The following is an 18,075-nucleotide window of genomic DNA, read 5'->3' as shown; positions in this document are numbered from 1 at the left end:
AGGCCCGCCGCGGCCGCGCCGAGGACCCCGCAGCGGGCCACGGTGCCCGGAACGTCAGCGGTCGACTGCCGGATCGGCCGCCGGATCGTCGGCTGCGGCCGGCCAGGCCGAGATCATGGACGGATCGAGGTCGAACCGGTATTCGGCCCCAATGTCGAGCTCGACAAGACCGGCGGTGCGCATCCGCAACTCCGTTCCCCCGTCGAGACGCAGCGTGGCGGCCGTGACGGTGCCCATATCCGCGACATCCACGACGCGCGCGTTGACGGTGCCCTCGTCCGACCGGGCAATGTGCTCGGGTCGAATGCACCACAGCACCTCGGTGCCCGGTCTGATCCCGGTTTCGGCCACGGGCACGGCGACCGGTCCGGCCATGATCAGGCCGGACGACGCGATGCGCCCGGCGACAAGATTTGGAATGCCGAGCAACCGGGCAACCTCGGGCGATGCCGGACGCCGGTAGACGTCGCCGGTCTTACCGGCCTGCAACAGCCGGCCACCGGAGATCACCAGGATCTCGTCGGCAAGCAGCGCGGCCTCCTCCGGGTCGTGCGTGACAAGGACCGTCGAAAGCCCGGCTTCCAGCTGCAGCCGGCGTACCTCGCGACGCAGTTCATCGCGGACGACGGCATCCAGCGACGAGAACGGCTCGTCAAGCAAAATCAGCCGCGGCGACCTGCTGAGGGCCTGTGCAATGGCGACGCGTTGGCGTTGGCCCCCCGACAGCTGGTCGGGCCGGCGGTCGGCAAGTCCGTCCAAATGCATGGTCGACAGCCACCACGAGGCAAGCCGCGGATCGGCGTCGTGAGCGAAAAGCAGCTGCTCGCGCACCCTCAAATGCGGAAAAATCGCCCCGCCTTGCGCAACGAATCCGAGGTGGCGGGACTCGGTCGGCACGCCCGTCATCACGGAACCGTTGTAGGCCACGGAGTTTCCGGGCGACCGCTGTAAACCGGCGAGGGAGCGCAACGCCATCGACTTCCCCGCGCCGGACGGACCCAGAATGGCGATCCGGCTCTCGGTCGCACGGTAGGCCAGGTCGAGGTGGAAACCGGACAACGGCACGTCCAGCGCAAAATCGACAGTGGTGCGCGGGACGACGTCCGGCGCTCGGCCGGCAGGGGGCAGCGGGCGGGGCCGGCGCAGCTTGGGCCAACGGACGCGCGTCAAGGCGATCACTAGGCACGCAAGCCCCAGAGCGAACGCCGTCGGGGCCTCGGTTGCCGGGACGCCCAGACTCGAGAACTGCACGTAGGTATAGACCGGTAGCGAGTACGGGTGGTACGACAGCAGCACTGTTGCGCCGTATTCGCCGAGCGCGCGCAGCCACGTCATGAGCAGGCCGGACAGAATGCCGGGAGCCGCGATCGGCAAGGCGACTCGGGCGAATCGCGCGAATTGACGGTGGCCGAGGGTAGAGGCCAGGTCATACAGCTTGGGGTCGACGGAGGCGAAAGCGGCACGCGCAGCCACGATGAGGAACGGCGAAGCGACGAACGTCTGCGCCAACACGATGCCCGTCAGCGAGTCGGTCAGGTGTCCACCGAACAACTCACCGAGCGGTGTGTACGGGCCGACGATGTAAATGAGCACCATGCCGCTCATGACCGGCGGCATGGCCAGCGGCAGTTGGACCAGCACGTTGACGGCGGCCCGGATCGGCCCGTTGCCGTGCGCCAGCCGATACGCCAGCGGGATGCCGAGAACTGCAACGATGAGGGTGGAGATCGTTGCGCTGGCCAGTGACACGCCCAACGCGCTCCACAAGCCGTCGACGTGCAGTCCGCGGTCGCGGGAAAACGCGAACCGGATGACGAACGCGACGAGCGGCACCACCAGGTAGAGCGCAAGCAGCCCGCCCAGCCACGTCAGCGGGCTGCGAATCATTCGGCTCATCGATGCGCACCCTTTGTCGTCGGTCAATGCCGTCCGTTCACCAGTTGACCTTACGGGACGACATCGCTGGCCCGGTTCTATCGGCCCGGTTCTATCGGCCCAGTTCTATTGGCCCGGTTCTATTGGCCCAGCGCCTTGGTCAACGCGCTCGGCACGTCGCTGCCCTTCACCGCGGGCGGCGACGTGATGTCGAACGCGTCTTTTTTGAGTATCTTTTTGCCGTTCGAGCCGAGCAGGTACTTGATGAAGGCCGCGGCGGCCTTGGGGTGCGGAGCATTGTTGACTTGCGTCACGGTGTAGACGGCTTTGAGGTTCTGGCCGGTCAACGGCACTGTCGGGATTCCCGCGGCCTTGGCCTCGCTCGAATAAAAGAATCCGGCGTCGAGTTGGCCCGACTGCAATCTGCCGACCATGGTTTCTTCCGGGAGCACCGTCGACTTGTCCTTGCCGATCGCGGCCAGCGCATCGTCATGGTGTTTCGTCGCCGCACTCTTCAGCGCCTGCGCGGCCAGTTCTCCCTTGGGGTCGGTGGCCGGATCGGTGCGGCCGACGTGAAAGCCCGATTCGGTGATGACCGTGTACCAGGGCTTGGATTTGATGTCCGCGGCGAACTTGCTTTTCGGGTTGTAGCCGATGACGAGTGGGGAGCTGGCGAACTTGGCATACCAGGAGACCCAATTGCCGTTCTTTTTTCCCTCCAGCGTGTCGTTCACGTCCGGGTTCGCACTGATGAAGACGTCGGCCTTGTGCACCTTCCCCTTGATTTGCTCGGCGAGCGCAGACGAACCGGCGCCGTACCCCTTGAACGTGTAGCCGCTGGACTTGTCGAATCCCGGACTGAGCTGCTTTTCCATCATGTTGACCAGCGAGCCGGCATAGAGCACGGTGACCGGACCGGACCCTTTGGATGCGGACGTCGGGGTGCTGCCGGAGGCGCTCGGCGAGTCCGACGAACATCCGGCAGTGAAGACGAGCGCACACGCCAGTGTTGTGGCCAGCAGGGAAAAACGCCCCGATCGACGTAGCATCGGACAACTCCTCGTGCGTAAAAATTCCGTATTTGCGGACTTATATGTAGCATACCCGCTGCGATTACGAGTATTTTCACGAGTCGTAGGCAAAACCAATCGGTGCTTGCGGTCAATGCCGATTGAGCGGGCTTGTCAGAATGGCGGTGCTCAACGCCAGTACCGATTCCTGGGTCGAGAGTGGACTTCGAACGAGCACGATGTCGATGTCGCCGAGTTCCGGCAGGGAGAGCTCCGGAGAGAGGTGCACCAGATCGCTCGGAATGAGCGATTGTGGAAACACAGCGATCCCGAGGCCGGCCCGAACTGCGGCGAGGACCCCGTTGATTTCTCGGGTGGTGCACGTGATTTTCCACGTTCGGGATGCCGCTTCCAAGCCTTCGATCGCCGTCCGGCGGCTGATACTCGGTGCCCGATAGGTGACCAGGGGAACGGGCTCGCCGGCGGGCACGTCGATTCCCTTCGGGCCGACCCAGACGAGTTTGTCGCGGCGGACAAGGCGACCGCGCTCGGTACCGGGTTGCTGCTTGGTGAAGATCAAGTCGAGATGGCCGGCGTCCAGCCGTCGCAGCAGCGTGCCGGTCTGCGTGACGGTGAGCTCGAGATTGACGCTGGGGTGTTGTTGGCGGAACCGCCGCAAAATATTGGGCAGTTCGGTCAGGGCGAGGTCGTCGGCGACCCCGAAGCGCAATCGGCCGCGCATGGCTGTGCCCGTGAAGTAGGCGGCCGCCTGATCGTGGGCGGCCATGATGGTGCGACCGAGCCCGGCCATGGCTTCGCCGTTGTCGGTCAGTGTGACTTCGCGGGTGTCCCTGGCGATGAGCTGGCGTCCGGCGGCCGCTTCAAGTCGGCGGACATGCTGGCTCACCGTCGGCTGACTGAGCTCGAGGCGCCGTCCGGCTTCGGTGAAGTTCAAGGTCTGTGCCACGACGAGAAACGTGCGCAGCAGAACCGGGTCGAATACCGGGGCGTGGGGCACTGCCATGTGGCTCCTATCATATTGCGATTGGTAATAGTATTAATAGTTTCAATTAGCTTCTTAAATGATAACGATTTGGCTACCGTAGGGAGAGTCTTCTTCCCACCTTTATCGACAAGGAAGCTTCGTTGGCATCGGCCGCAGCACCGTCCATCGCACACACTCCGACAGGCCAGATTCCGCTGGCCGCACCCGCTCGTCCCGGCTGGAAAGACAGCTTCAGCTCGCTGCGGGTCTACAACTATCGCCTGTACGTCACCGGGCAGATCGTTGGCAACACCGGCACCTGGATGCAACGCGTGGCGCAAGATTGGCTCGTCCTGCAGCTGACGCACAATGTGGGCGCCGTCGGGATCACCGTCGCGCTGCAATTTGCGCCGATGTTGTTTTTCGGCCTGGTCGGTGGCGTCGTGGTCGACAGGTATCCGAAGCGCACGCTTTTGACAATCACGCAGACTTTTGCCGGTCTGTCGGCGGCCACGCTGGCAACTCTCACGTTGACCGGTGCGGTTCAAGCCTGGCAGGTCTTCGCCATCGCGTTCTTCCTCGGCATGGTCACGGTGATCGACAATCCGTCGCGGCAGGCGTTCGTCAACGAACTCGTCGGTCGAAAGAATCTGCGCAACGCCATCAGCCTGAACTCGTCGATCTTCCAACTCGGCGGACTTGTCGGCCCGGCCATCGCCGGCGTCATGATCCACGCGGTCGGAGAGGGATGGGCGTTTGCGATAAACGCGGTCGGCTACATCTACGTGGTCATCGTGCTGCGCAAGATGCGCACCGGCGAACTCGAACCGGCGCCGCGACAGCCGCGGGCCAAGGGGCAGCTACGCGAAGGTCTGAAGTACATAGCCGGCAAGCCGGAAATCATCTGGACGGTCGTCCTCGTCGCCTTCGTCGGCTTGTTCAGCTTGAACATGACGGTGCTGCTCGCGGCCTTTGCCGCACGCGTTTACGACACCGGATCAAGCGGATACGGCATGTTCAACTCGCTCGTGGCGATCGGCTCCTTGACCGGGGCGCTGGCGTCCACTCGGCGCAGCAGTGTGCGACTGCGCGGGCTCGTGCTGGCCGTTGGTGCGGTGGCGGTCTTTCAACTGGTCGCGGCCGTGGCCCCGGACCGGATCACGTTCTCTATTTTGCTCATCCCGATCGGAGCAGCCACGCTGATGTTCTTGACCGGCGCGAATTCGCTCATTCAACTGACAACCGCACCCGGCGTCCGCGGCAGGGTGATGGCGTTGTACCTGCTCGTCCTCATCGGGGCGCAGGCAATTGGCGGCCTGGTGATGGGCCAAGTGGCCGAGCACCTCGGGCCGCGCGGCGCCCTTGCCATTTGCGGATCGGTCCCGCTGATCGCCGCGGTGGTCATCGGCATCGTGTTGGCGCGGGTGGGCCGGCTCCGCCTGACCGTTGACTTACACCGCCACGGCCTGCGCAGTTTCGTCCGTATTGTCGGCCGCGATGGGCAAACCCACGGCTGATGCCCCGCCTCGCCGAGTGGTGGTGAATGGTTGTCCCGCCAAGTCCCGCCCCGCCGAGTGGTGGCGAATGGCTGCATTTTTACGAAAAATGCAGCCATTCGCCACCACTCGGCGCGGGGCATGAACCTTTCGCCACCACTCGGCGCGGGGCGTGAACCTTTCGCCACCACTCGGCACGGGGCATGAGGCCGTCAGAGGAGCAGACTGCCGCCGCAGACCAAAACCGCAGCGGTGATCAGCCAGAAGGTGCCGAGCCAGAAGAACGCCGGCAAATGCGTCAGGCGGGCCAGTTGATCGGCGTCCGAATCACGCTCGCGGCCGCCGCGACGGGCACGCACCAAATCGTAGACGGCACGCGGCGCCGCCAGTAGTAGGAACCAGGCGATCAGTGCGGCGAACGCCGAGTGTACGGCTACGGGCGCCAACCAGGTGACGAAGAAGATCACGGCACCGGTCGTGAATACCGACCAGAGGCCGAACCAGTTGCGGATCTGGATCAGCATGAGCGCCAGCAGCACCAGCATCCCGTACAGCAGCGCCGTGATGTACCCGGCATGCACCGTGGCGGCGGCCGCCAAGCCGATAGCCGACGGTCCGAGATATCCGGCCAAACAAGTGAACACCATCCCGGCGCCGCGCGGATGTCCCCGCGACACGGTAACCCCGGACGTATCGGAATGTAGGCGGATGCCGCTCAGACGACGTCCGGAAACCAGTGCGACGACGCCGTGCGACGCCTCGTGCGCAATGGTCACCGGATGCCGGCTGACTCGCCAGACAGGCCGCCACATGACGATGGCGAGTGCCACAACGCCCATTGCCGCCGCCACCCAGAATTCGGGAGCAGCCTGGGCCGTGACGGCGCGGTCCCACAGCTGCCCCAGTCCGAGGGACGGGGCGTCGGGATCAAAAGGCGAATTCACAATGGTCCAGATCTGTCGCTGACGGTTGTGGACGGAAGCGGGCGCCGGCCCACCGGCCGGAAACGAACTTCTCCCCAGTATGCCTGCCGCCGACCGGCAATGCGCCGGAACGAACCGGTTGATCACGAGAGGTGAGCGGACTCACGGAAAACATTCAGAAAGCGCGGATCTGATTGGCGAGTGCCGTTATCAGTTTGTTACCGTTGAAAATAATGGCTGAGCAACGACAGGATTCGAGCCGCAAGGTCGCCGAACGCAACCAATCGACCGCGGCAGGCGAAGCGAGCGGCCGAAAAACAGCCAAATCTTCGTTCCGCCCCGATATCGAGGGGCTCCGCGGAGTGGCAGTCGTGGCTGTCATTCTCTATCACTGCGGAATCAGCTTATTCGGAGGCGGATACGTCGGCGTCGACGTCTTCTTCGTCATCTCCGGGTTCCTCATCACCGGCATGCTGCTGCGCGAGATCGAAAAGTCCGGCCGGCTGTCTTTTGCCCGCTTCTACGGCGGTCGCGCCAAACGGCTACTGCCGGCGCTGGCCATCGTTTTGGCATTCGTGTCAATTGGCGCCTGGCTGATTCTGGCGCCGGTGCGGCGCGCCGCGACGGCCGGCGACATCATCGCGTCCGGCCTGTACGTCAACAACTGGCGGCTCGCCTCCCAAGCCGTCAACTATTTCGAGGCCGGGCTCGAGGCCAGTCCCGTCGAACACTTGTGGACGCTCGGGGTCGAAGAGCAGTTCTATCTGGTCTGGCCCGCGCTGCTCCTGATCGTGACCTGGTGGCTCAGCCGGAAGGGCAAGAACGTTCGCCCGATTCTGGCCGGCACGCTGACGGTCGTGACCGTGGCGTCCTTGGCGTACTGCATTTATCTCACGCAAGCGGAAGCCGGCCGGGCGTACTTCTCGACGTTCACGCGTGTGTGGGAGCTTGCCATCGGAGGCCTGATCGCCGTGGCATTGGCGTCCGGACGACGTGTGTCCCGGCGGATGGGCACCGTCCTGGCAATTCTGGGCATGCTGGCGATCTTGTTCGCGATCTTCCGCTACAGCGATCGGACCATGTTCCCCGGCTACGCGGCACTTGCCCCGACGCTGGGCGCTGCCGCCGTCATCATTGCCGGGACGGCGGGCAGTCGGTACGGCCCGCTCCGCCTGCTCGACAACCGCGTCATGCGCCATCTCGGCAAGATCTCGTACACCTGGTATTTGTGGCATTGGCCGTTGCTCGTCTTCGCGGGCGCGCTCTGGGGAAACCTGGCCGCACCCACCATTATCGCCGTCGTCCTGCTGTCGTATCTGTTGACCGTCGCGACTCACGTGTATATCGAAGAGCCGTTGCGCCGGTCGCCGACATTGACGAAGTTTCCCGGCAAGGCGCTAGCCATGGGGGCAGTGCTCACGGTTGCGGCGGTGGCTCTCGGCGTCGTGGTGCATGCGACGGTGCCGGACATCAAGACTGCGCCCACGACCAAGGTCTCGGGTGCCAAACAACTTGAAGCCAGCAAGGCGCCGCAAAAGAAGGTGAACGAGATTCGCCCGGCCCCGCGCGATGCGACGCAGGACCGCGGAGTGATGAAGAAGGACGGTTGCCTGGTGCAGGCCAAGGGCACGAAGTCGCCGTCATGCGTTTACGGCGACCCGCACAGCGACAAGACGGTCGTCCTCTACGGCGACTCGCATGCCATGCAATGGTTCCCGGCCATCAACAAGGTCGCCAAGAAAAAGCATTGGAAGCTCGTCGGGCTGACGAAATCCGGTTGCCCGCCGGTCAAGGCGACCGTGTACAACACCGAATTGAAGCGCCGCTACACCGAATGCAATGAGTGGCAGGCCAATGCGGAAAAGCGGATCAAGGATCTGAAACCGGACATGATCATTACGACGCAGCGGGCCGATTATGCGGTGATGCACGGTAATGAGCGCGTCAACGGGCCCGCCAGCGCCAAGATCATGACCAAGGACGCCGCGTCGAACCTTCGCAAGATGAAGAAACTTTCCGACCGGGTCGTCGCGATCAAGGATGATCCGCATCCCTCGTTCGACGTGCCGGACTGCGTGTCCAAGCACCCGAAGGCGCTGGACAAATGCGTGTTGCCGAAAGGCAAGGCGCTTGGCTACTCGCCGGTCGTCAAGGACGCCGCGCAGCAAGTCGGCGGCGTCGACCTGATCGACCCGACGCCGAAGCTGTGCCAAAAGGGCAAGTGCCCGGCAGTGATCGGCAACGCGCTCGTGTATCGGAACGGCGACCACTTGACCGCCACGTTCGTGAAGTCGTTGAGCGGGTGGCTGGCCGGCAAATTGCCGTCGTTATAAACGCCGGACGCCGGGCTCGGGGCTTTGCGGAGACGGATCCGCAGGTCGCGGAGACGGTTCCGATTGCGTGAGCGGACTTCCGAGAAGGGCCGTCTCACATTCCGTCGCTGAATTCGGCGATGAGGCGGGCGAAGACGGCCCCGCGCGTCATCGGCAGATAATGGCCGGCGTGCGGTACGACGGTGAGCGATCCGCGCGGGCACGCGTTCACGAACTGACGCTCACCGAGGCGGAAGTGGTCGTGGCGTCCGTTGATCAAGAGGACCGTGCCGGGATAGTGCTGCAGTGAGTCGACCGGCCTGTCTACTTGCAGTGCGGTCATGACGTCGGGGATCGAGTCGGTCGCGATTCCGGCCGCAATGATCGGTTCGGCGACGCCGGGTGGAAGCAATCGTCGGAACAGGCGGGCGCTGACGGCGTCGCCGTCGTCCGGCAAGACCGACAGCGCCCGGCGCATGCCGCGATACGGCAGGCAGAGGAGCCGCGTCGGCGAGATCGAACATCCGGCGGCCACGAGACCGGCGACCTTGTCCGGGTGGCGAGCGGCAGTAGCAATTCCGACGTAGCCTCCCATTGAATGACCGACCACGACGGCCCGGCCGCCGACGTCGTCGATGGTGCGTTCAACGACGTCGACTGCCGCGTCAAGGGTGAATCGTTCGCCGCGACGGGTCCCGTGTCCGGGCAGATCCGGCGTCGCGACGGCGCGTGCGGAGAAGAAGGATCGCTGCTCGGTCCAGCAGACGCCGGACAGTCGAATGCCGTGTACGAAGACGAGGGGGATGTGCACGGTACCCCTTTCAAATCGAGCCGTAGCGGTGTCGGCATGACCAGCGTACTGACCGATGTCGCCCGAGTTCGCTGCGGTCCCGCCCGCAGGGGTGCCGGCTGCAGGGGTGCCGTCCGCCGGGGCTCTCGCAAAAGCGAGAGCCCCGGCCGATTCGGCCGGGGCTCTCTGCGTGAGCTGCTGCGATCGGTGCAGCGGCGGCCAAGCGATTATTCGATCACGCTGTTCTTTTTGCGTCGCGTCACGAGGACTCCGGCAGCGCCGAGCACGACGAGCCCGGCACCGGCGTACAACGCGCCGAAGTCGAGTCCGCCCGTGCGGGGTAGATCGTCTGCCGACGTGCTCACGGTGACCGGGTCGTCGTTGGCGGCGTTGCCGGAATCACTGCCCGGATCGGCGCCGTCATTGTTCCCACCGTTGCTGTTCCCGGCGTTGCTGCCTCCGGCATTGTCGTCATCACCGCCGCCGTTTGCTGCTCCGGTGTAGACCTGGAACGACGCTTTGAGCGTTTTCGCGTGGTCGTCGCCGGTCAGCGTGACGTTGTAGGTGTCGGCGACAGCGGAGCCGATCGCGTAGAGCGTGAACTGCACGGTGCCGTTTTTATCAGACGTGCTGTGCAGCGTAATGCCGTCGACCTTGCCGCTTTGCGACGAGGCCTCCAGCGTGACCGCTTCGCCCGGGGCGTAGTGCTTTCCGGTGATCGTGACGCCCTTGTCCTCGTTTTCGAAGTCCGTCGTTGAGATCTTTTTCGGGCTGACCGAAATGGTCGGATTCACGGTGGCCTTCGGGCTGATCGTGAGTTCGATCCAATCGGTCGACTGAGCCGCAGGAGCCGCTTCGGCCATCGGGACGGCAGCGGTGCTGACCGATCCGCCGGCCTGCGCTCCGGACTTCGTGGCCCAGGATGCGCCGACGAAGTACTTCTTGCCCTTGACGACCTTCGGCGCCGCGCTCGGCTTGACGGTCTCCGTGAACGTGCCGTCGGCATCGGCCTTGACATCGACTTCCTCGATCACCGTGCCGCTGCTGTCGGCGTCGTGGACGACCTGGACGGTCGCCGACTGGTTGGGCTCGAAGTTTTTGCCGGACACCTTGATGCCTTCGCCCCAGCTGCCCTCGGTGAAGGTCGTGTCGGCAATCGAAATCGACGGATCTGCAGCAGGTTCCTGCTTTTCGTTGATGGTCAATGTGATCACGTCGGACGCGATCACGTCACCGGACTCTGCAGTTTGCAGCGCGCTGACCGAATACGACCAGTCGTCCTTTGGAACCTCAGGCGTGCCCTTCGGGCTGACTGTCTGAGTGAAATTGCCGTCGGCATCGGTCTTGGCGGTCACCGACGCCAGTTCGTCGCCGTGGCCCGTTGCAGCGTAGTTGACCTCGACCCTGACCTCGCTGTTGGGCTTGAAATCGGTGCCGTTGACCGTGATGCCGTCGCCCCAGCTGCCTTCGGTGAAGGTCGTGGGGGCCGCGGTGATCGCGGCATCGTCGTAGTTCTGCTCGGGAGGCGGAGTGGTCTCGTCCTCGGTAACAGTGAAAGTTTCGTCAGGGACCGTAGCGCCGTTGGATGCAGTCATCTTCAATGTGGCAGTGCCCGGGGCCAATTTGCCTGACGCTTTCATATAGCCGTCGACGTTTCCCTTGGCATCCGTCGTCAGTGTCGTCGGTGACTTGAACGCCGTTCCGGCGCTGTCAATGAATTTCCCCGAAATGGTGACGCCGGCGTTGCTCGGATCTGACGTCAGCGCAACGTGGTAGCCCTCGTTCTGCAGATCGCTTTGCGTGATTTGCGGGGCGGACTTGAGATTGACGCTGGGGGAATTCAAGAAGTCGGAGCCCTGCTGCTGCGACGACTTGTCGGACGACGGTTGGGTAGCTTCCGGCGTGGCAGCACCGGCCGGACCGGCGACGATGAGGCTCAGCGCCATGCCTGCGGCTGCCGGCAAACCGAGCAGCTTCCAGGTACGGGGGAGTTTCATGGGGGTGTCCTTATTGAGGTTGTCGGGAGGAGTGAAAAGGTTGAGGAACCTTATCGCAAATAGCCTAGCGGAATCACGAACGGGTCACAATACATCATCGCAAATTCGCCGATCAGGGCATTGCGGAAAGGGGGGAAGCGGAAGACGTGCCGTCCCAAAGTGGAGCGGGTGACGAGAATCGAACTCGCGCTATCAGCTTGGGAAGCTGAAGTTCTACCACTGAACTACACCCGCGAGAAACGCATGCGCGTTTTCCCTCACTATGGTAACCGACACCGGTCGATGGGTACGTGACCGGCCGAAACCCAGCGGTTTTGGTGCCGTCTCGGCCACCAAAACGCCCGCTCACGGGGCAGAGCCGGGCGGGTCAGGGCCGGGCGGGTCAGCCCCGCGAACTGGGAGGTCGAATGCCGGGCCGTCCGGCAGTCGCGGCAGATTCGGCCATGCGCTGCGCCAATTTTTTGCCGCCGCGAACCAACGGCGTCTCGCGTCGCCGTACGAGCCGGGGCGGCATGACCACAACGGGGCACGTAGCCCGATATACCAGGCGATGAGCCAATAGCGGAGTTTGTGTCAGATCGGTGCGCTGCGGTGCGTCCAGCACGAGAAGCCGGGCGTTTTCCGACTGTGCCAGCAGCACGGTGAGCGGATTTCCCCGAACCACCAAACACTCGGCCGCGTGGTCGCTCCCAAGTACTTCGGCCACGTCGGCAAGCAGGCGGTCGTGCGCTTCCCGGTATGCCTTCTCCGGTTCATACTGGGTGGCCGGCGGACGGCCGGACGGTGGGGACGTCGGACTGTGCGGCTTTCGCCACGCTCGAACCGCGACGAGCTTCGAGCCCAGCCGTTCCGCCGCTTCCGCCGCCCACCGCAGCGCTTCGGCCGAATGGCTGGTGGTACTCACTCCGACGACTATGACGTTGTCGGCGCCGAACATCGTCGCGTCGCCCACCGGCTCATTTGTCTCGGACATCTCCTGCCTCCTATCGACTCGGTGGCGGGGTCGTCGGACCCGCACCGCCGCCGTCCGGTGGAGTTTTCGCCTTCGTCAGCGGATCGGCGACGTCCTCGAGCGATTGGCCCTCGGCGTTGACACCGATCAGGAGTGCGACGATTCCGCCGATGATCATGATCCCGGCGCCGAGGTAATACCCGAACGTCAACGGGCCGCGGCTGCTGCCGTCGCCGACCATGTGACCGTACAAAACCGGCGCTACGGCCCCGGCGATCTGCGCGATGGCAAAGAAGTACGAGATAGCCTGCCCACGCAGTTCCAGCGGGAAAATTTCACTGACGGTCAGGTAGGCCGATGACGCGCCCGCCGAGGCGAAGAAGAACGAGACACACCAGAAAATCGTCTGCACCGTCGCCGTCATGGCATCGATGCTGAAAAGGTACGCCGACACAGCCAGGACGACGCCGGCGATACCGTACGTCGCGAAAATCATCTTGCGTCTGCCGATGGTGTCGAAAAGAGGGCCTAGTACCAGAGGTCCGACCAGATTTCCGATGGCGAACGGGAAGAAATAGTAGCCGGTGTGGCTGACGCTGACGCCGTAAAAGTTCTCCAGCACCAGCGCGTAGGTGAAGAAGATTGCGTTGTAGAGGAACGACTGCGTGATCATCATGACGAGGCCGAGAACCGTGCGTTTCGGGTATTTGACGATGAACACGTGTGCGAGCTGCCTGAACGGGATGCTCTTGGTCGGCTCGACCGACATGGCCTTTTCCATTGGCACCTCGGGTAACGTGCGGCCCTCGGCGCGGATTCGTGCCTCGATTTCATCGACGGTCTTCTCGGCTTGTTGCTCATACCCGTGCGTCATCAGCCACCGCGGACTCTCGGGGATGTGCCGACGCAGATAGATGATGAACAATCCGAGGACCGGGCCGATGAAGAAGCCGATCCGCCATCCCCAATCCTGCGGAATCAGGTCATGGTTGAGGAGGGCAAGGTTTGCTGCGGCGCCGATCGCCGCGCCGCCCCAATACGTGCCGTTGACGGCGATATCGACGCGGCCTCGATACTTCGACGGAATCAGCTCGTCGATTGCGGAGTTGATGGCGCTGTATTCGCCGCCGATGCCCATGCCGGCGATGAACCGGAAGATCAGCAGGAACCACAGCGAGAACGAAAAGCCCGCGATGCCGCTGCCGGCCAAATAGATGGCGAGCGTCAGGATGAAAAGCTTGCGCCGTCCGAGGCTGTCCGACATTCTGCCAAATACCAAGGCCCCGACGACCTCGCCCACCAGATAGACGGTGCCGGTCAGTCCGACTTCCGTCGACGTCATGTGCAACGTCTGCTGGTAGCCGGCGGCCGAGACGATCTGGATTTCCAGGCCGTCGAGAATCCAGGAGATCCCGAGCCCGACGATGACAGACCAGTGGAATCTCGTCCACGGCAACCTGTCCATCCGTGCCGGGACCAGGCTGACTATTGGTGCGTGCGGTGCTTCGGTTGATGCGCTGCTCACGGTGCCCCCTTGAACGTCGGTCCGAAATTCCAAGTTCCGCGTGGTCGGCGCTCCGCGTGATTTCGCACGCGCGGGGGTCGGCGAAATCTGTTTTACTCCGATCAACCGGTCCGCACAAGCATTTCCGTCGTCGGCAGTGCGTTTCGTGCCGTCGGTGCGATTCGCGCGGTTGCATCGCGCCGGCCGGGCACCGGTTTTGGTAGCGTTGGCTTTCGTGACGTTGCTTTCCGACCGCGATATCCGTGCCGAAATTTCAGCCGGACGGGTCAACCTCGAACCGTTTGACGAAGGACTCATCCAGCCGTCGAGTATTGACGTATGCCTTGATCGGTATTTTCGTCTGTTCGACAACCACAAATACGCAGTCATCGACCCTGCCGATGAGCAGCCCGAGCTGACTCGTCTCGTCGAAACGGAGGGCAATGAGCCGTTCGTTCTGCATCCCGGCGAATTCGTGCTGGGCGCGACCGTCGAGCAAGTGACGCTTCCGGACGACGTGGCGGCCCGTCTCGAGGGCAAGTCCAGCTTGGGCAGGCTGGGACTGCTCACCCACTCCACCGCAGGATTCATCGATCCGGGATTCACCGGCCATGTCACGCTCGAACTGTCCAATGTGGCGACCTTGCCAATCACATTGTGGCCGGGGATGAAAATTGGTCAGTTGTGCTTTTTCCGGCTGTCGTCCGCCGCTGAAAAGCCGTACGGCTCGGGCGCTGCAGGCTCCCGGTATCAAGGACAGCGCGGTCCGACGGCGTCACGGAGCTTTCAGAGCTTTTACCGGGCCGACGTGTGATGGACGCCGGGCTCGCCCAGTTCCATCTCCTCTTGATCGACGAGGACACCGGTCCCGGGGATGTCGTCACGCTCGTGCACACACTGTTGCCGCACGCCTCCGCGGCCGAAGACGGCGGCCTACGACTGAGTCGGCATTCGACGTTGCTCGGCCCGTTGCCGATTTCCGCGGCGGACGCCGGCGCGCTCGGCGTCCGAGGCGCCGGTACGGTGTTTGCGCTTCGGTCGCCGGTCGAACGAGAAACCGAACCGCCGCCGGACTGGATGTCGAGCCGCGACGGGCTGGAAAAGGCGTTCCCGGCCGGGCTTCCGAACCGTGACGAGGGACGCTATTTCGGGCTTCTGGTCGATGTGGCGCGGCGGCTCGGGGCAACGATCCGGGTCGCGGACGACGCGTCTTCGCCGGCGCGTCCCGGTTGGGCGTCCGGCGGCGTGAAGCTGCTGACTCCGGACCCGGAAGACGCCGTGAACCTGACCGTGTACTCGACGTATTGGCTGACGCCGGAGACGTTGCTGCCGGTGGTGCAACACACCCTGCCGGGCGCCGAACTGCAGGCCGGCCTTGCCGAGTGGGAGGGACCGGCGTCCGGCGTTGTCGACGACCCGGCCGACCCGGTGGTCCGGGACGAACTGACCATTGAGGAACGCACACGGCTTCATGCGGACGCCGACCAGTTCGACGCCGAGGCAATGGCCGGCGATCCGGAACTCGAAGGGTACGGAATCACTGCGCTGTTGCCCGGCAGCGCCGGCGATGTCGACCCCGAGAACCCGCCGGGTGGGTACATCGAGATCCTCGTCCGGGTCGAAGAAGAACCGGTGCCCGCGCTTTCGGGCGTCGACCGCGCAGGCATGGATCTCGTGGCGTACGAAGTGCGATGGATGGATTCGCTCTCTCAGCGGTTCGTCGGGGACAGGTCGCCGGAATTCGACAGCGAACGCCGCGCCAGCCGCCGATACGTCGAACGCGTGGCAGTCGGGGTCGTCGAAGCCACGAGCGGAGTCATCGTTGACGAGTTCGGTTTTCTCGTCGACCGTTACCACCTGTAGCTCCCTCCCGCACCTGTAGCTCTCTCCCGCCTGTAGCTCTCTCCCGCACCTGTAGCTCTCTCCCGCCTGTAGCTCTCTCCCGCGCGAGCTTCGCCGAGTTCCGTTTCGGCCGGCTCGCTTGATATCGGCCCGCTTGCTTGATTCCTCCGGTTCTTCTTCCGCCGAGTGGTGGCGAATGGCTGCGAAATCGCCGATTTCGCAGCTGTCTTGTCTCAGGACATCGGTGACAGTTTTGTATCAGGACATCGGTGACAGTTGATGTCTCAGGACATCGGTGACAGTCGGCGTGTCAGGGGTAGGGTCACGGTTTTTCGTTGTTCTTGTTGAGGAAGCCGCGGGGCTTGCCGTTGCCGACGTAATTCGTTCCTGGGTCGGGTCTGGGGTGGCTGATGATTTCGGTTCCGTGCCGGTCGAAGAACGTGATCGTGTTGAGGTCCCAGATCGCGTGGGCTTGTTGTCCGATGTATTGCTTGCCGAGCTGATAGCGGACGCCATCGATGTGGACTTGGCCTTTGCCGTAGACAGTGCGGGTGGCTTCACCGCTGCTGGTGTTTTCGCGTGGTCGTGGCCGTGGTGCGACGGCTTTGTCGGTCGCGTCCCAGGCTTGTTGCGGGGTGATCCGGCCCGGTAGGCCTTGATGGGAGCGTTCGGTGTTGTAGATGATGTCGAACTGATCGACGAGTTCTTGCAATTGTTCGATCGAGTCGGCCAGTGGCTGCTTGTCCAGCCATCGGAAAAGGGTCTGGTGGAAGCGTTCATTCTTCCCTTGCGTGGTCGGCTTGTACGGTTTGCCGGTAATCGCCTCGATACCTAGCCGGCTCACGTGCGTGATGAGTTGCCCGGTGATGCCCCGGCGGGCCGGGTTCAAGGCGAGCCCGTTATCGGTTAGGAGTCGTTGCGGGACCCCGTGCGCGGTGATGCCCTTTGTCACCACGGCGATAGCCGCGGCGGACGTTTCCCCGTCGGCGACATGTGTGGCGACTGCGAGTCGGGAGTGATCATCTTGCAGTTGGAAGATCACGCAGGTGCGTCCGCCGGTAAGGACGTACGCGGTCGCGTCGAGTTGCCAGCACGCGTTCGGTGCGGGGTAGACAAATCTGCGGTAGGCCGCGCGTGGCTTTTTCTTCGGTTCGGATCGTGCGATGTTCTTTTCCCGGAAGAGCCGGGCCAGGGACGCTACCGACGGGGGTTTCAGGCCCATCATTTTCATTTTCTCGAACACGCTGATCGGTCCGTGGTCCAGGCCCGAGCGTTCGAGCGCGCCACGCACGTCCACGGCTTGCTGTTTCGTCTGTTCGTCGAGTTGGGAAGGACTTGTCTTTGGCCGACGGGACTTCGGTTCCAGCACGGCCGCGGGGCCTTCCCGGCGTGCCCGAGCGCGTAGTTGGTAGAACGTTTTGCGTGAGATCTGGTGTTCAGTACAGAACGTCGTGACCGCACCGCGTGGGGCATCGCGAGGCCACTGAGAAATTGCAAGACGGACAGCAGGATCAACAGGCTCATTTTTCGTCACCCGTCAATCCGACCCGAGAAGTGTCACCACCAAACCCGCAGGGACTGTCACCGATGTCCTGATACACAACTGTCACCGGTGTCCTGCGACATAACACGCCGATTTCGCAGCCATTCGCCACCACTCGACGAGGCGGGACAGCCGTTCGCCACCACTCGACGCGCTGAGGGAGAGAGGGCGGGGGAGAAGTGATCGGCCAATGGCACGATGGGGCTATGGACACTTCCGACGTCTCGACTATCGACCCCGGCCACGTCGGCGAGGCCGACAAGGACCGTTTTCGCACTTTGAGCTCGAGCATGGCGCAAGGCACTGCGGTGGTCACTGCCATACACCAGGGTCATGACTATGCCTCGCCGGTGACCGCTTACCTGTCCGTCTCGTACGATCCGCCGACGCTCTTGATCAGTTTGTACGCCGACGGCCGCATCGCCGAAGCCGTCGAATCCGCGGACAGGTGGACGTTGAGCTTGCTCAACGCGGAGCAGAAATCCGTCGCCGATTGGCTTGCGGCTCCGGGGAGTCCCTTGCACGGACTATTGCGGCCAGTGCCGCACGTGCGCCCGCGGCCCGGAGCACCGGTGATCATTGACAAAGCACTTGCCTGGTTCGAGGTCGAGACGACGGCGATCCATCCGGCCGCCACGCACCTGCTCGTGGTTGGCGAAGTGCGGGCCATGGGGCGGACCGTGCCGCCGGACGCCGTCCGGCATCCGCTGCTGCGCTTCGACGGCCGGTACCGCCGACTGGACTAGCCCGCCCCACCCGGCCGACGCCGCCCCGCCCCACGCAAGCCGCCCGCCCCCGGCCCCGCCCCACACGCAAAACGCGGCGCTCCGTCGGGAACGCGCCGTC

The 18,075-nt window shown here is 63.8% G+C and carries 13 protein-coding genes, 1 tRNA gene and 1 pseudogene; 5 read left to right on the top strand and 10 right to left on the bottom strand.

Features of this window, described 5'->3' with window-relative positions; translation table 11 throughout:
• Positions 1 to 54: 54 nt before the first annotated feature.
• The 3 genes from BJY26_RS03295 to BJY26_RS03285 form a co-directional block, all read right to left on the bottom strand.
• Positions 55 to 1,896, bottom strand: a complete 1,842-nt coding sequence (locus BJY26_RS03295) for an ABC transporter ATP-binding protein/permease (protein ID WP_179425638.1) — start codon at positions 1,894 to 1,896, stop codon at positions 55 to 57.
• Between the two features lie 119 nt (positions 1,897 to 2,015).
• Positions 2,016 to 2,924 (bottom strand): extracellular solute-binding protein, encoded by a 909-nt coding sequence (locus BJY26_RS03290; RefSeq protein WP_179425636.1) that lies wholly within the window; start codon positions 2,922 to 2,924, stop codon positions 2,016 to 2,018.
• A gap of 112 nt (positions 2,925 to 3,036) precedes the next feature.
• Positions 3,037 to 3,909, bottom strand: a complete 873-nt coding sequence (locus BJY26_RS03285) for a LysR substrate-binding domain-containing protein (RefSeq protein ID WP_179425633.1) — start codon at positions 3,907 to 3,909, stop codon at positions 3,037 to 3,039.
• A gap of 122 nt (positions 3,910 to 4,031) precedes the next feature.
• On the opposite strand from BJY26_RS03285, the gene BJY26_RS03280 reads away from it, so the two are divergent.
• Positions 4,032 to 5,387: an MFS transporter gene (locus tag BJY26_RS03280; RefSeq protein WP_179425631.1), complete on the top strand. Its 1,356-nt coding sequence runs from the start codon at positions 4,032 to 4,034 to the stop codon at positions 5,385 to 5,387.
• A 191-nt stretch (positions 5,388 to 5,578) separates the two neighbouring features.
• On the opposite strand, the gene BJY26_RS03275 is transcribed toward BJY26_RS03280, so the two are convergent.
• On the bottom strand, positions 5,579 to 6,310 hold the full coding sequence (locus BJY26_RS03275; RefSeq protein WP_237249177.1) for a M50 family metallopeptidase: 732 nt from the start codon (positions 6,308 to 6,310) through the stop codon (positions 5,579 to 5,581).
• A 212-nt stretch (positions 6,311 to 6,522) separates the two neighbouring features.
• On the opposite strand from BJY26_RS03275, the gene BJY26_RS03270 reads away from it, so the two are divergent.
• Positions 6,523 to 8,622, top strand: a complete 2,100-nt coding sequence (locus BJY26_RS03270) for an acyltransferase family protein (protein ID WP_179425629.1) — start codon at positions 6,523 to 6,525, stop codon at positions 8,620 to 8,622.
• A 94-nt stretch (positions 8,623 to 8,716) separates the two neighbouring features.
• On the opposite strand, the gene BJY26_RS03265 is transcribed toward BJY26_RS03270, so the two are convergent.
• From BJY26_RS03265 to BJY26_RS03245, 5 genes are all read right to left on the bottom strand, one after another.
• The gene (locus BJY26_RS03265; protein WP_179425627.1) at positions 8,717 to 9,412 is read right to left on the bottom strand and encodes an alpha/beta fold hydrolase; all 696 of its coding nucleotides are present in this window, start codon (positions 9,410 to 9,412) and stop codon (positions 8,717 to 8,719) included.
• A 206-nt stretch (positions 9,413 to 9,618) separates the two neighbouring features.
• Positions 9,619 to 11,388 carry an LPXTG cell wall anchor domain-containing protein gene (locus tag BJY26_RS03260; RefSeq protein ID WP_179425625.1) on the bottom strand — a complete coding sequence of 590 codons (1,770 nt, stop codon included), beginning with the start codon at positions 11,386 to 11,388 and terminating at the stop codon, positions 9,619 to 9,621.
• Positions 11,389 to 11,548: 160 nt separating this feature from the next.
• Positions 11,549 to 11,622: transfer RNA gene (locus BJY26_RS03255), tRNA-Gly, on the bottom strand.
• Between the two features lie 148 nt (positions 11,623 to 11,770).
• A complete protein-coding gene (locus tag BJY26_RS03250) occupies positions 11,771 to 12,361 on the bottom strand; it encodes a universal stress protein (RefSeq protein ID WP_179425623.1) in 591 nt (196 codons plus the stop codon).
• 10 nt (positions 12,362 to 12,371) lie between these two features.
• Complete coding sequence (locus BJY26_RS03245; RefSeq protein ID WP_308191279.1) at positions 12,372 to 13,865, bottom strand: MFS transporter; 1,494 nt, start codon at positions 13,863 to 13,865, stop codon at positions 12,372 to 12,374.
• A gap of 214 nt (positions 13,866 to 14,079) precedes the next feature.
• Between BJY26_RS03245 and dcd the strand changes: the two genes are divergently transcribed.
• Together dcd and BJY26_RS03235 are read left to right on the top strand one after the other, a co-directional pair.
• Complete coding sequence (gene dcd / locus BJY26_RS03240; RefSeq protein ID WP_179425621.1) at positions 14,080 to 14,658, top strand: dCTP deaminase; 579 nt, start codon at positions 14,080 to 14,082, stop codon at positions 14,656 to 14,658.
• The gene (locus BJY26_RS03235) at positions 14,658 to 15,707 is read left to right on the top strand and encodes a hypothetical protein (protein ID WP_179425619.1); all 1,050 of its coding nucleotides are present in this window, start codon (positions 14,658 to 14,660) and stop codon (positions 15,705 to 15,707) included. Before dcd ends, BJY26_RS03235 begins: the two co-directional genes overlap by 1 nt.
• Before the next feature lie 580 nt (positions 15,708 to 16,287).
• On the opposite strand, the pseudogene BJY26_RS03230 reads toward BJY26_RS03235, so the two are convergent.
• Positions 16,288 to 17,220 (bottom strand): annotated as a pseudogene (locus BJY26_RS03230) (integrase core domain-containing protein); the annotation flags it as partial.
• A 215-nt stretch (positions 17,221 to 17,435) separates the two neighbouring features.
• Between BJY26_RS03230 and BJY26_RS03225 the strand changes: the two are divergent.
• On the top strand, positions 17,436 to 17,975 hold the full coding sequence (locus BJY26_RS03225; RefSeq protein ID WP_179425617.1) for a flavin reductase family protein: 540 nt from the start codon (positions 17,436 to 17,438) through the stop codon (positions 17,973 to 17,975).
• Positions 17,976 to 18,075 lie beyond the last annotated feature (100 nt).

This window comes from Spelaeicoccus albus (assembly GCF_013409065.1).
Classification (GTDB): Bacteria; Actinomycetota; Actinomycetes; order Actinomycetales; family Brevibacteriaceae; genus Spelaeicoccus; species Spelaeicoccus albus.
The sequence above is the reverse complement of the archived record's forward strand: the minus strand, read 5'-3'. Positions and strand labels throughout refer to the sequence as shown.

What these genes read in the sequence shown, in the direction of transcription:
- BJY26_RS03295 (WP_179425638.1), bottom strand. Translation starts at nt 1,896, where the DNA reads ATGAGCCGAATGATTCGCAGCCCGCTGACGTGGCTGGGCGGGCTGCTT.
- BJY26_RS03290 (WP_179425636.1), bottom strand. Translation starts at nt 2,924, where the DNA reads ATGCTACGTCGATCGGGGCGTTTTTCCCTGCTGGCCACAACACTGGCG.
- BJY26_RS03285 (WP_179425633.1), bottom strand. Translation starts at nt 3,909, where the DNA reads ATGGCAGTGCCCCACGCCCCGGTATTCGACCCGGTTCTGCTGCGCACG.
- BJY26_RS03270 (WP_179425629.1), top strand. Translation starts at nt 6,523, where the DNA reads ATGGCTGAGCAACGACAGGATTCGAGCCGCAAGGTCGCCGAACGCAAC.
- BJY26_RS03260 (WP_179425625.1), bottom strand. Translation starts at nt 11,388, where the DNA reads ATGAAACTCCCCCGTACCTGGAAGCTGCTCGGTTTGCCGGCAGCCGCA.
- BJY26_RS03250 (WP_179425623.1), bottom strand. Translation starts at nt 12,361, where the DNA reads ATGTCCGAGACAAATGAGCCGGTGGGCGACGCGACGATGTTCGGCGCC.
- BJY26_RS03235 (WP_179425619.1), top strand. Translation starts at nt 14,658, where the DNA reads ATGGACGCCGGGCTCGCCCAGTTCCATCTCCTCTTGATCGACGAGGAC.
- BJY26_RS03225 (WP_179425617.1), top strand. Translation starts at nt 17,436, where the DNA reads ATGGACACTTCCGACGTCTCGACTATCGACCCCGGCCACGTCGGCGAG.